Origin of the sequence: Frateuria aurantia DSM 6220, from assembly GCF_000242255.2 — a bacterium.
GTDB lineage: Bacteria > Pseudomonadota > Gammaproteobacteria > Xanthomonadales > Rhodanobacteraceae > Frateuria > Frateuria aurantia.
In genome coordinates this window covers 1,166,727-1,180,306 of record NC_017033.1, presented here as the reverse complement: position 1 = coordinate 1,180,306, position 13,580 = coordinate 1,166,727, and the positions used below count along the sequence as shown (strand labels likewise).

The window sequence follows — 13,580 nt, the reverse complement described above, 5'->3', positions numbered from 1 at the left end:
GCCGGCGATCATCCCCACCTACTCCCCACACCCCTCAGGCCCGGATCTGGTGCATCGCACGCAGGTACATCAAGACATCAATGAGGCCGTATCATCTCCGTTGCGGCTCTTGCAAACCGGACAATACTTACCGTCTCATCGATGCCCACCACCTGCACCCCTTCCTCGCGCAAGTCCTGAACGATCTCGGTGGCCGCGCGATGTGCCCCCTCACGCTCACCGACCGGCTCTTGCACGGCAAACAGGAATCGCTCGGGAAGCACTCCGTGCCTGCGCAGCCGACGCACGGCCGTCACCCATGCACCACCCGCATCAAGTACCTGATTCGGCTCGTGACGATCCAGATTCAGCGGCTTGATCGCGGCCTTGACCTGAGTGTTCTGAACGTATACGAACGGAACGGGCTTGTTCACGTAGTCGTCGCCAACCCGATCCTCGACGAACCAGTCCTTCAGATGAGCGGCGATCAGAACATCGCGCACCTTATGCTCAAGCTCACGGCCGTAGTCACGAGTGACAAAATCCCTGCCTACATAGCGAGCAAACAGCTGATCCAGCTCGGCTTCCGGGGACTCGGCCATCACCGCACGAGTCTCGCCAAAGCGCAGCACGGTATCACGCGGATAGACCAGGTCGACGAACAACTGCCTGATGGCATTGCCATCATTCAAATCAGTGGCCATCTCACGCAAACGCCGAAGATCATCCCTGAAGAAGCCCATGGCCTTTCGGTAGATCGCCAGATCCAGCTCGCCGAAGAATCCGTGGATGCGCTTGGTCCTGCGTATGTCCAGCAACCGGTAGTCGAAATAGCGCATGGACGGACATGCCAGCAGCACACCCACATTCGCAAATTCACCCGTCTCGCCAAATGGCAGGAAGCGGATGATCGCATACTGGCAGGCATGCAATTTCTCGAAAGCCTGATACATCAGATCAGCCTCCAGAAGTCAGTGTTGGCATAGCGGCTCAGCAAGGTGAAGGTCTCGTCTGGATCAAAGTCGGTTGACACCGTCTGCTCTTCGTCGACGAACCACCATTCGGGTGGAACATTTTTGCAGGCCTCGTCCCATACTTCCAGTGCACGGGCAAACTTGTCACGGTACCGGTCCGGCTCAAACATATCCTGCCCCAACGGAACAATCTGCCCGGAGAACACATGGGTTTCACAGAAGGTCACATCATCGAAGTCACGCTCAAAAGCGAGATTCTGATCGATCACGGCAAGGGCGGAAGAGGGTACATTCCACAGCAGGTTCGGATTGCCACTACGAATGCTCAAGGTGCGATCGGCATTATGAATCCACCAATCAAACATCAACACATCCCGTTGCAATCTGTTCGGTACCTCAGGCAACTGAGCCAGATTGAATTCCTGTGCCTGCTCGATTTTGCGGGAAGCGAATAATGGCAGGTCACCGAGATACTGCCCCTCAGGGTGCAAGGCAAGAAGTTCCCGAGGCGCACGAGCAATCAAGAAATCAGGTATGGGAAGCCCAAAAGCCTTGGCCAAGTGCCCTCCCAACCATTCGCATATCAGACTTCGCTGTCCCGCATCGCGCCCTTTGACGAAATACAGATGACCATCCGCGCCCCGACATTGAAAAGGCCGGGTACGACCTTGCAGGCTGCGCGCCTGAATTTCGACCACCATCAACGGTTCCATCATGAGGTCCGTTCATGCTCCCTTTCAGATACCACCCACACAACGGGCAGGACAGCATAGCCTAGCGCCTTATCCTCGATAAACCTGTGCCTCGACGACAGCGCACGCGCTCGGATCACAGCCCGCTTGCTGCAGTGGCAAGCGGGCACAAAAAAAGCCCGGCTTGCGCCGGGCTTTTCTGTTTCAGAGCTTGTCAGCCTGGAATCAGGCGGACGCGGCCTCGTCTTCGGCAACGGCCTTGATCGACAGGCGGATACGGCCCTGCTTGTCGACTTCCAGCACCTTGACCTTGACGATATCGCCTTCCTTGAGCTTGTCGGAAACCTTTTCGACGCGCTCGTTGGAGATCTGCGAAACGTGGACCAGTCCGTCCTTGCCCGGCAGGATGGTGACGAAGGCACCAAAGTCCATCAGCTTGGCGACCTTGCCTTCGTAGATCCGGCCCGGCTCGACGTCGGAAACGATCTGCTCGATGCGCAGTTTGGCGGCATCGGCCGCTTCGCGGTTGACCGAGGCGATCACGACATTGCCGTCATCGGTGATGTCGATGGTGGTACCGGTCTCTTCGGTGATGGCGCGGATGGTGGCGCCACCCTTGCCGATCACTTCGCGGATCTTGTCCGGATGGATCTTGATGGTCAGCAGACGCGGGGCGAATTCGCTCATTTCCTCGCGGGGAGCGTTCAGACCCTTGGCCATTTCGCCCAGGATATGCAGACGACCACCCTTGGCCTGCTCCAGAGCGACCTTCATGATCTCTTCGGTGATACCGTCGATCTTGATGTCCATCTGCAGCGCCGAGATACCTTCCGCGGTACCGGCCACCTTGAAGTCCATGTCGCCCAGGTGATCTTCGTCACCCAGGATGTCGGACAGCACGACATAGTTGTCGCCTTCCTTGACCAGACCCATGGCGATACCGGCCACGGGGGCCTTCAGGGGCACGCCGGCGTCCATCATGGCCAGCGAGGAACCGCAGACCGAGGCCATCGACGAGGAGCCGTTGGATTCGGTGATTTCCGAAACCATGCGGATCACGTACGGGAATTCCTCGATGCTGGGCTTGACGGCCTGCACGCCGCGCTTGGCCAGACGACCATGACCGATTTCGCGACGCTTGGGAGCGCCGAAACGGCCGGTTTCGCCCACCGAGAACGGAGGGAAGTTGTAATGGAACAGGAAGCTGTCCTTGGACTCACCTTCGGGCGCATCGATGATCTGCGCGTCGCGGGTGGTACCCAAGGTAGCTACCACCAGAGCCTGGGTCTCGCCACGGGTGAACAGGGCCGAACCATGGGTGCGCGGCAGCACGCCGACGCGGACCGAGATCGGACGCACGTCAGCCAGCTGACGGCCGTCGATGCGGACCTTGGTCTGCAGGACGCTGTCACGCATGGTGCGGTATTCCAGCTCGGCGAACTCCTTGGCCAGCTCGGCGGCGGGCCAGGCGTTGGCTTCTGCCTGCGGAGCCAGCTCGGCCAACACGTCGGCCTTGATGGCGGAGATCGCGTCGCGACGCTGCAGCTTGTCGCGGACCTGGAAGGCCTGCGCCAGCTTGTCGCCGACGGCACCGGCAATGGCTGCCACCAGCGCTTCGTTGCGGGCCGGAGCGGTCCAGGTCGAAGACGGGCGAGCCGCTTCGGTGGCCAGTTCGGCGATCGCGTTGATCGCGGTCTGCATCTGCTGGTGACCGAACACCACGGCGCCGAGCATGACTTCCTCGGTCAGCAGCTGGGCTTCGGATTCAACCATCAGCACGGCGTTGCTGGTACCGGCCACGACCAGATCCAGGGCCGAGGTCTTCAGCTCCGAAACGGTGGGGTTCAGCAGGTATTGGCCATTGGCATAACCGACGCGGGCGGCGCCGATCGGGCCCTTGAACGGGATGCCGGCCAGGCTCAACGCGGCCGAGGCACCCAGCATGGCGACGATGTCGCCATCGATTTCCGGGTTCAGCGAGATCACCTGAGCGATGACCTGCACTTCGTTCTTGTACTCTTCCGGGAACAGCGGACGCACCGGACGATCGATCAGACGCGAGGTCAGCGTCTCTTTCTCGGTCGGACGACCTTCGCGCTTGAAGAAACCGCCGGGGATCCGGCCGGCCGAGTAGAACTTCTCGACATAGTCGACGGTCAGGGGGAAGAAGTCCTGGCCTTCGCGGGGCTTGGCAGCCGCCACGACGGAGACCAGCACGACGGTGCCGCCCATGCTTGCCATGACGGCACCCGAGGCCTGGCGGGCGATTTCGCCCGTCTCCAGCTTGACCTCGTGTTTACCGTACTGGAATGACTTGGTTACTTTCGCCACGTAGCTCTCCTCGTGTGCTTAGCGACGCAGGCCCAGACGCTCGATCAGGGTCTGGTAGCGAGCGAGATCGCTGTTCTTCAGATAGGCCAGCAGGCGCTTGCGCTGGTTGACCAGCTTCAGCAGACCACGACGGGAATGGTGGTCCTGCTTGTGGGTCTTGAAGTGCTCGGTCAGGTGGGTGATGCGGGCGGACAGCAGGGCCACCTGGACTTCCGGCGAGCCGGTATCGTTCGGCACGCGGCCGTAGTCAGCAATGATCTTGCCGGTCTGTTCAGCGGTCAGGGACATGAGTATCTCTTCCTAAAAAAAGCGGATGCGAAGCATGCGCAACGGCACTTGATGTCGTTGCGCATGCTTCGCTTACGTTGAATGGTTGATTGAAACAAGCTGCCTATTGTAACGACCCAGACACAAACACAACAAGAGCCACGCCGGGATCGCGTTCATCTGTCAAGCCCCGTTGCCGGAAGGCATCATGTCTTCCACCGCAGGGGCAGGACCCAGATTCAGTCCACGCTGGATGGTGATCACACCACCCGATGCCACATGTACCAAGGCCACCGGTACGGCGGCCTCATCCAGCGCCAGCGCCGTCTCGGCAATGGACTGGTCGGGAATCACCACGCGGCGGCCCTGCCTGATCGCCAGGCTCTGGTCCGCATCGAGATGAATCATGTCAAAGCGTTTGAGCCCCTGCTCCAGAGGCAGCAGATGGGCCAGCAAGGCCGCATCGCTCTCGGCCGCGGCCTGCTCGAGCTGCTCCAGGCTCAGCATGGGCGCCTCCTGGAACGGATCGACCCAATCACGGCGCAGGGCACAAATATGCGCACCGCAGCCCAGGGCTTCGCCGATGTCGACGGCCAGGCTCCGGATATAGGTCCCCGAGCCGCAGTCGACTTCGATTTCCAGCCAGTCGGCACGGTGCTGCAGCAGTTCGATGCGGAAGATTTCCACCTCGCGCGCGGCAACCTCGACCTCTTCGCCACGCCGGACCCGGCGATACGCCGGTTCGCCGTCGACTTTCAGCGCGCTGTAGACCGGAGGCTGCTGGCGGATCCGGCCCACCTGGCTGGCCAGCACGGCATGCAGACGCTCACCGGAGATTTCAGGAACGGCACGACGCTCCAGCACCTCGCCATCGGCATCGCCGGTGGCCGTGGTCGCGCCCAGCTGCACTTGGGCACGATAGCGCTTGGCCGAGCCTAGCAGCAGACCGGCCACCTTGGTGGCCTCGCCAAAGCAAAGCGGCAACATGCCGCTGGCCTGCGGGTCCAGCGCACCGGTATGACCGCCCTTGGCGGCCCGGAACAACCGCCGGGCCTTCTGCAACGCCTGGTTCGAACTCAGCCCCAGAGGCTTGTCGAGCAGCACGATGCCATTCAGATCACGAAATACGATTCGGGACATACACCCATCACATGACACACCATCCGTGACCCTCACGGATGGCGCTGAAGCTTAGGCCTCGTCGGCCTGATCCGTCTCTTCGTCGGCCGGCGGCAGCGGGTTGGCGCGCAGCAGGCTTTCGATCCGCTCACCGCGGTCGACCGAGTCATCATATTTGAAACGCAGTTCCGGCACTCGCCGCAGTCGCATGCTGCGCGACAACGCGCGGCGGAATTCAGGGGCCAGCAGTTTCAGACCCTTGACCGCCTCGGCCGATTTTTCCGGCATCAGCGCGGTCACCCAGATGGTCGCCCAGTCCAGGTCACGGGTGACCTCGACATCGGACACGCTGACCGAAGGCAGTGCATGCTCGCGGACGGCGGCATGCACCAGCAGCCCGATTTCCCGCCTCAGCTCGGCGCCGACGCGATCGGTCCGCTTGAAATCACGTGAAGGCATAGTTCTCTCCCGGCCACTGGCCACAGACAAAGCGGCGCGGATCAGGTGACGGGCGGCCCCGCCGCACCGTCACCGATGACACCTGGATCAAAGCGTACGAGCCACTTCGATACGCTCGAAGCACTCGATCTGGTCGCCGACCTTGACGTCGTTGTACTGCTTGACCGCGATACCGCACTCCATGCCGTTACGGACTTCGTCCACCAGCTCCTTGAAGCGGCGCAACGATTCCAGCTCGCCCTGGAAGACCACGGTATTGTTGCGCAGCACACGGATCGGCTTGTTGCGCTTGACCGTACCCTCGACCACCATCGAACCGGCCACGGCACCGAACTTGGAGCTGCGGAACACTTCGCGGACTTCGGCGATGCCGATGATCTCCTCGCGGATCTCCACGCCCAGCAGACCTGAAGCGGCCTGCTTCACCTGGTCGATCACGTCATAAATGATCGAGAAGTAACGCACGTCCAGACCGCTGGTATCGATCACCTTGCGGGCCGAAGCATCGGCACGGACATTGAAGCCGATCACCAGCGCCTTGGAGGCGGCCGCAAGGGTCGCGTCGGACTCGGTGATGCCACCGACGCCGGAAGCGATCACGTTGACCTTCACGTTTTCGTTGCCGATCTGGCTCAACGACTCGCGCAGAGCCTGCACCGAACCCTGCACATCGGCCTTGACCAGAATGTTGAGGGTCTGCATTTCGGCACCCTGACCCATCTGGGCCATGATGTCTTCCAGGCGGTTGGCCTTGCTGACCATCCGCGAATCGCGACGCTTCTGCTGACGCTCGGCGGCCACTTCACGGGCCAGACGCTCGTCGGCGACCACCACGAAGTCGTCACCGGCTTCCGGCACGCCGGACAGACCCAGCACCTGCACCGGAATCGACGGACCGGCTTCCTGCACGGTCTTGCCGGTCTCGTCGACCAGGGCACGCATACGACCGTATTCGATGCCGCAGACCACGAAGTCGCCACGCTTGAGGGTGCCTTGCTGCACGAGCACCGTCGCCACCGGACCCCGGCCGCGATCCAGACTGGACTCGATCACCACGCCCGAAGCCGCGCCGTCTTCGACAGCCGTCAGCTCCATCACTTCGGCCTGCACCGAGATCGCATCCAGCAGGTCGTCGATGCCCAGGCCGGTCTTGGCCGAGACCGGGATGAACGGCGTATCGCCACCCCACTCTTCCGGAATCACTTCCAGATTGCCCAGACCCTGCTTGACGTGGTCGGGATTGGCATCGGGCTTGTCCATCTTGTTCAGCGCCACGATCAGCGGCACCTTCGCGGCACGGGCATGCTGCACGGCTTCGGCCGTCTGCGGCATGACACCATCGTCGGAGGCGACCACCAGCACCACGATATCTGTGGACTGCGCGCCACGGGCGCGCATCGAGGTGAACGCGGCATGGCCCGGGGTGTCCAGGAAGGTGATCACGCCCTTCGGCGTATTCACATGGTAGGCACCGATATGCTGGGTAATGCCGCCGGCTTCGCCCGAAGCGACCTTGGTGCGACGGATATAGTCAAGCAACGAGGTCTTGCCGTGGTCGACGTGACCCATGATGGTCACCACCGGCGGACGCGGCGTCTTTTCACCCTCCAGCTCGGCGTTCTGGGTATGCGCGGCCAGGGCGGCCTCGGCATTGTTCTCGCTGGCCTCGACGGGGGTATGGCCCAGTTCTTCGACCACCAGCACCGCGGTATCGTGGTCGATGGCCTGGTTGATGGTCGCCATCACGCCCATCTTGAACAGCGCCTTGACCACCTCGGCGCCCTTGACTGCCATCTTCTGGGCCAGATCGGAAACCGTATTGCTGTCACTGATCGCGACTTCGCGCACCACTGGTGCGGTCGGACGCGAGAAGCCGTGCGGCCCGGTCTGGCTCGGCGCGGAGCTGTTGCGACCGAAGTCACGGCCGCCCTTGCCGGGCTTGCCACGACGGGCATTGCTGCTGCGACGGGCGCGATCGGCATCGCTCAGATGCAGTTCGCCACCGGCAAAACGCTTGCCTTGGCCACCTTCATCGCGACCACGACCGCCAGCGCCGGCACGACTGCCGTTGCTGGTACCCGCGGCACCACGAGGACCGTTGCCGGCGGCATTGCCACTGGCTGCCGGCGCGGCAGGCTTGACCACCGGTGCGGGCTTGGCAGCGGGCGCAGCGGGCTTGGCCACCGGCTTTTCACGCCGGCGCGGCTCGTGGATCCGCGGCACGATCATGCCCAAGGCACTGGGGTCTATTTTCTGCACTACCGGCACTGATTCCTCTCGTTTGTCTTCAGTATTCTTCTTTTCCGCAACACTGGCGCGCTCGGCCTCGGCACGCGCCTCGGCGGCTTCACGCTCGGCCTGTTCGGCCCGGGCACGCTCCTCGGCTTCCGCCCGGGCACGTGCCTCGGCTTCCGCCGCCTCGCGCTCGGCCTGCTGGCGCGCCGCTTCTTCACGGGCAGCCGCCTCGGCGGCCTTGCGCTGTTCGGCCTCGATCCGTTCCTGCTCGGCCTGGGCCTGCTGCGACTCCAGCGCCTGCTGCGAGATCTCGTCCTGCGACTCATCCACGCCCTGCGCATCTTCGTTCAGCGCGCTGCGCTTGACGTAGGTACGCTTGGCACGGACTTCGACATTGACGGTCTTCGCGCTGCTGGCACCACGGCCACCCGGCGCCGCAACAGTCAGTTCACTGACCTTGCGTCGCTTCAGGGTGATCTGGCGCGGCGAGGTGTCGGCCGGCTCGGCGACAGCTTCGCCCTTGCCATGAGACCGGCGCAGAAAGCCCAGCAACTTCACCTTTTCGGTGCTGCTGATGATCTGCTCCGGATCGGAAAACTGCATGCCGGCCTCACCCAGCTGGCTGAGCAGCTTGGTGACCGGCATTCCCAGAACCTGGGCCAATTGTTTGATGGTGACGTCTGACATCGTATTCTTTCTCCGCCATTCCCGCGCTGATTGCCCATGCGAAGATCCGCATGGGCATGGCCATCCTTGGATATGAACTACCCGGCTGCTCCGGCACACCCTCCAGGGTGAAGCCAGCGATCGATCAGCCGCCGTGCTCCAGTCGCTCGATCAGCGGCGCACGAGCAGCCATGATCAAGGCCGCTGCACGCTTTTCATCCATGCCCGGAATGTCGATCAGATCATCGACCGCCAGGTCACCCAGATCATCCAGGGTCAGGATTTCACGTTCAACCAGAGCATCCAGCGTGGCATCGTCCATACCCTCGAGGGCAACCAGCTCTTCGGACGGTTCAGCCACCGTACCCTCTTCGACGGCCAAGGCCTCGGTCAGCAGGGCGTCACGCGCACGCGCACGCAATTCCTCGACGATATCCTCGTCGAAACCTTCCACCGCCAGCAACTCGGCACTGGGCACATAGGCAATCTCCTCGACACTGGAGAAGCCCTCCTGCACCAGGATGTTGGCGATTTCCTGATCCACTTCCAGCTTGTCCATGAACAGCTGGCGAGCGCTGTCCTGCTCGGCCTCGCTCTTCGCGGCCACCTGGTCCTGGGTCATCACATTCAGTTGCCAGCCGGTCAGTTTGCTGGCCAGACGCACGTTCTGGCCACCGCGGCCGATGGCTTGGGACAGCTTGTCCTCGGCCACCGCGATATCCATCGAATGCTTGTCTTCATCCATGATGATCGACTGCACTTCGGCCGGCGCCATCGCATTGATGACGTACTGGGCCTGGTTCTCGTGCCACAGGATGATGTCGACGCGCTCGCCATTGAGCTCGTTGGACACGGCCTGCACACGCGAACCGCGCATACCGATGCAGGCGCCGATGGGATCGGTGCGCGGATCGTGAGCCAGCACGGCGATCTTGGCGCGATCACCCGGGTCACGGGCGCAGCCCTTGATCTCGACCAGACCCTGACCGACTTCCGGCACTTCAAGCTTGAACAGCTCGATCATGAACTCTGGAGCGGCACGCGACACGAACAGCTGCGGACCGCGCACTTCGGATTTCACTTCGTACAGATAGCCGCGCACACGATCGCCGACACGCACGGCCTCGCGCGGAATCGTCTTGTCGCGCGGAATGAAGGCCTCGGCGTTGGCGCCCAGATCCATATAGATATTGCCGCGCTCGACACGCTTGACGATGCCGGTGACCAGCTCGCCGATGCGATCGACAAAGGCATCAACCACCTGCTGACGCTCGGCTTCACGCACGCGCTGCACGATGACCTGCTTGGCAGCCTGCGCCGCGATGCGACCGAATTCGGCATTCTCGATCTGCTGCTCGATGTACTCGCCGACCTGGGCGTCTTCACGCTCGTCGACGGCATCCATCAGACGCAGCTGGAAGAACGGCGATTCCATTTCGCCGTCATCGGCGATGACTTCCCAGCGCCGGAAGGTCTGGTACTCGCCCGTGTGGCGATGGATTACCACCCGGATATCGGGCTCTTCTTCCGGATAGCGCTTCTTGGCCGCCGAGGCCAGTGCCGCTTCCATTGCGCTGAAAATCACTTCCCGCGGCACGCCCTTTTCATTGGCTACCGCATCAACCACCAGCAACAGTTCTTTGCTCATTGCCGCCACTCCGTGGGTGCGTTTGCGCACCGCGTCGTTCGTTTAAACCAGTCCGCCGTCACTTGGTGGACGACTTGCCGCCGCGCTTGGGCTGCGGGACATAACCCAGAGCCACCCAGTCCGGCACGATACGCGCGCTCTCGACCTGGTCATGCTCAAATTCAAAAGACTTGCCATCCGCCTCGAAAACCAGCTTCTCGCCATCGACCGATACCAGACGACCGCGCAGACGACGCCGACCCTCGACCGGCATTTTCAGCAGAATCTTGATTTCCTGACCGATCTGACGGGCGAACTGCTCGGCAGTGAACAGCGGGCGATCAATGCCGGGCGAGGAGACCTCAAGGACATAGTGTCCCGGAATCAGGTCCTCGACATCCAGCAGGGCCGAAAACTCGCGACTGGCCGCCTCACAGTCATCGATCGTGACTTCGCGCCGCACACCCTCGATTTCAGGACACTCCAGATACACCCGCAAGGTACTTTGCCCCTGCGATGGTGCGAAATCCACCCCCAGACACTCCAGTCCGAGGTCTGCCAGAATCGGGTCGAAACGCCGCGCCAATGCCTGTGTATCCATAGATGCCGTATGTAATCCTGCCGTCGCCGCCAAAATAAAAAATGGGCACACCGGCCCATGCTCGTCCAGCTGCCGCTTCCACCTGCCGCCGCGGATCGTGATCGCAGGCGGCTCGGCATCCGAGGCGCTGGAGCGCCCAACAAAAAAGCCTCCGATGAGGCTTTCTAAGATCAGGCAAAGAAAGGTTCGGCGAACTTGTCGCGATCAACCGTGGCCTGAGCCGGGACGGGACCGCGCAACCTCAATATGTTGCACCGAGTCCGCAATGATACGCGCGCCTTCGTCAGGACGCAAACCTGCGCCCCGCAACCTGATCTGCCGACACACAGGTCCAGCCGGCCCATGGCGGCAAGGGGCTGCTAGACTCGGGATTTGACCCGTCCGCCGCCGCCAATGCGGCCTTCAGTCCCTGCAGGAGCGCTTCATGTCCCATCCGATTCTACAAGCCTTTGGTATCGACGCCGCCCATTCGGGCACCTATCTGGGCCAGGGTGAATGGGCACAATCGCGTGACGGCGGCCGGCTGATTCCGGTCAATCCGGCGTCGGGCGAAGCCCTGGCTGAAGTATGGGGCAGCACCGCCGCCGATTATGCCTTGCTGGTCGAGCGGGCCCAGGCCAGCTTTGCCGAATGGCGCAGCGTGCCGGCCCCGCGCCGGGGCGAGGCCGTGCGGCTGTGCGGTGAGGCCCTGCGCAGGCACAAGGATGCACTGGGATCGCTGGTCGCCCTGGAAATGGGCAAGATCAAGGCCGAAGGTGACGGTGAAGTCCAGGAGATGATCGACATCGCCGATTTCGCCGTCGGCCAGAGCCGCATGCTCTACGGCAACAGCATGCATTCCGAGCGCCCCGGCCATCGCATGTACGAGCAGTGGCATCCGCTGGGCTTGGTCGGCGTGGTTTCGGCCTTCAACTTCCCGGTCGCGGTCTGGGCCTGGAATGCGATGCTGGCCGCCATCTGCGGCAATATCACTCTGTGGAAGCCCTCGCCCAAGACTCCGTTGACGGCAATCGCCACCCTGAAGATCTGCAACGAAGCCCTGCGTGAAGCCGGTTTCCCGGACATTTTCTATCTGTTCAATGACGCCGCCACCGAACTGGCCCAGGACTTTGTCGATGACAAGCGGATTCCGCTGATCAGCTTCACCGGCTCGACCCGCATCGGCCGCCTGGTCGGCGAGCGCGTCGCCCGCCGGATGGGTCGGTCCCTGCTGGAGCTGGGCGGCAACAATGCCATCATCGTCGATGCCAGTGCCGATCTGAAGCTGGCGATTCCCGCCATCGTCTTCGGCGCCGTCGGTACCTGCGGCCAGCGCTGCACCAGCACCCGGCGCGTATTCGTGCACCGCTCTATCTTCGACAACGTGGTCGAAACCCTGGTCAGCGCCTATCGACAGGTGGAGAGCAAGATCGGCGACCCGACCGAAGACGGCACGCTGATGGGTCCGTTGAACAGTCAGGCATCGGTCGACGCCTATCTGGATGCCATCGAACAGGCCAAGGCGGCCGGCGGCCGTATCCGCACCGGTGGTGCCGCTCTGGATCGGCCCGGCTTCTTCGTGCTGCCCACCCTTGTGACCGACCTGGAAAACAGCGCCGCCATTGTGCAGGCCGAAACCTTCGCGCCGATTCTCTATGTCATGCCCTACGATGAACTCGACGAGGCCATCGCCATGCAGAACGATGTGCCGCAAGGCCTGTCCAGCGCCATCTTCACCCAGGACCTGAAGGCCGCCGAACGCTTCCTGGCCGCCTCCGGCTCGGACTGCGGCATCGCCAATGTCAATATCGGCACGTCCGGTGCCGAAATCGGTGGTGCATTCGGGGGCGAGAAAGACACCGGCGGCGGCCGCGAATCCGGCTCCGATGCCTGGAAGGTGTATATGCGTCGGCAGACCAATACCATCAACTATTCCGACGCGCTGCCGCTGGCCCAGGGCATCAAGTTCGAGTGGTGATATCGGCCCACGGCCGGGGAGGCAGGCTATGGATCCAGCGGTTCAAGGTGAAATCCTCAGCGGCGAACATGCGCTGATCCAGGCGCAAGCCCATGCCGACACGGCCACGGTCGAGCGGCTGCTGTCCGACGATTTCCATGAAATCGGCAGCAGCGGCCGCTATTTCGGCAAGTCGGCCGTCATCGACAGCCTGACCCGCAGTCTGGTCCTGGATTTCAGCCTGCAGACCATCGAGTGGATCCAGGCCGGGCCCGACTGCGTGATCCTGGTCTATATGGCCGAGGTCACTCGCCGTCGCAACAACCACAGCCTCACCATCAAGGCCTGCCGCAGCTCCACTTGGCGCCGAGAAGCCACTGGCTGGCGCATGTTGTTCCACCAGGGAACGCTGGTTCCCGACATGGGTCGTCGCGACGGTTGAGGCGCCTGATGAGTTTGCCTGCATCAGGCTATCGGCTCGGGCTGACACCTGCCGCACGATCTTGTATGGCTACCCTGCGCTGAAGCCAGAAACCCAGGTCTGACAGAGATGCATCCGCAAGTACTCCGGAACAGGTATGGTACCGGCCGCGCAAGCCATCACTGCGCCCCGGCGCGCCATATCCCGCGCCCGGTACAGCGCGCCAGCCCATCTGACCGCCCGACGCGTCGAATGCGCAGCGGACCTGATCAT

Annotated in this window: 11 protein-coding genes; 2 read left to right on the top strand and 9 right to left on the bottom strand. The window is 62.5% G+C overall.

From position 1 onward, the window contains the following. Window positions 1-77: 77 nt before the first annotated feature. The 9 genes from FRAAU_RS05435 to FRAAU_RS05395 all read right to left on the bottom strand — a co-directional run bounded on the left by FRAAU_RS05435 (window position 78) and on the right by FRAAU_RS05395 (window position 10,950). A complete protein-coding gene (locus FRAAU_RS05435; protein ID WP_014402564.1) occupies window positions 78-932 on the bottom strand; it encodes a DUF3037 domain-containing protein in 855 nt (284 codons plus the stop codon). Further along, complete coding sequence (locus tag FRAAU_RS05430) at window positions 932-1,669, bottom strand: HipA family kinase (RefSeq protein WP_052317808.1); 738 nt, start codon at window positions 1,667-1,669, stop codon at window positions 932-934. The genes FRAAU_RS05435 and FRAAU_RS05430 overlap by 1 nt, the downstream gene beginning before the upstream one ends. A gap of 201 nt (window positions 1,670-1,870) precedes the next feature. Then, window positions 1,871-3,976 (bottom strand): polyribonucleotide nucleotidyltransferase, encoded by a 2,106-nt coding sequence (pnp, locus tag FRAAU_RS05425; protein WP_014402562.1) that lies wholly within the window; start codon window positions 3,974-3,976, stop codon window positions 1,871-1,873. Window positions 3,977-3,994: 18 nt separating this feature from the next. Next, window positions 3,995-4,264 (bottom strand): 30S ribosomal protein S15, encoded by a 270-nt coding sequence (gene rpsO / locus FRAAU_RS05420; RefSeq protein ID WP_014402561.1) that lies wholly within the window; start codon window positions 4,262-4,264, stop codon window positions 3,995-3,997. A 162-nt stretch (window positions 4,265-4,426) separates the two neighbouring features. After that, window positions 4,427-5,383 (bottom strand): tRNA pseudouridine(55) synthase TruB, encoded by a 957-nt coding sequence (gene truB / locus FRAAU_RS05415; RefSeq protein WP_014402560.1) that lies wholly within the window; start codon window positions 5,381-5,383, stop codon window positions 4,427-4,429. A gap of 51 nt (window positions 5,384-5,434) precedes the next feature. Then, the gene (gene rbfA / locus FRAAU_RS05410; RefSeq protein ID WP_014402559.1) at window positions 5,435-5,821 is read right to left on the bottom strand and encodes a 30S ribosome-binding factor RbfA; all 387 of its coding nucleotides are present in this window, start codon (window positions 5,819-5,821) and stop codon (window positions 5,435-5,437) included. An 87-nt stretch (window positions 5,822-5,908) separates the two neighbouring features. After that, window positions 5,909-8,743, bottom strand: coding sequence for a translation initiation factor IF-2 (gene infB / locus FRAAU_RS05405; RefSeq protein ID WP_014402558.1), 2,835 nt, complete (start codon window positions 8,741-8,743; stop codon window positions 5,909-5,911). A gap of 124 nt (window positions 8,744-8,867) precedes the next feature. Continuing rightward, a complete protein-coding gene (nusA, locus tag FRAAU_RS05400) occupies window positions 8,868-10,370 on the bottom strand; it encodes a transcription termination factor NusA (RefSeq protein WP_014402557.1) in 1,503 nt (500 codons plus the stop codon). A gap of 58 nt (window positions 10,371-10,428) precedes the next feature. After that, on the bottom strand, window positions 10,429-10,950 hold the full coding sequence (locus FRAAU_RS05395; RefSeq protein WP_014402556.1) for a ribosome maturation factor RimP: 522 nt from the start codon (window positions 10,948-10,950) through the stop codon (window positions 10,429-10,431). 424 nt (window positions 10,951-11,374) lie between these two features. On the opposite strand from FRAAU_RS05395, the gene amaB reads away from it, so the two are divergent. Both amaB and FRAAU_RS05385 read left to right on the top strand, forming a co-directional pair. Beyond that, entirely contained in the window at window positions 11,375-12,907 is a 1,533-nt protein-coding gene (gene amaB, locus FRAAU_RS05390; protein ID WP_014402555.1) for an L-piperidine-6-carboxylate dehydrogenase, read from the top strand. A gap of 28 nt (window positions 12,908-12,935) precedes the next feature. Next, window positions 12,936-13,328 (top strand): nuclear transport factor 2 family protein, encoded by a 393-nt coding sequence (locus FRAAU_RS05385; RefSeq protein ID WP_014402554.1) that lies wholly within the window; start codon window positions 12,936-12,938, stop codon window positions 13,326-13,328. Window positions 13,329-13,580: the final 252 nt, after the last annotated feature.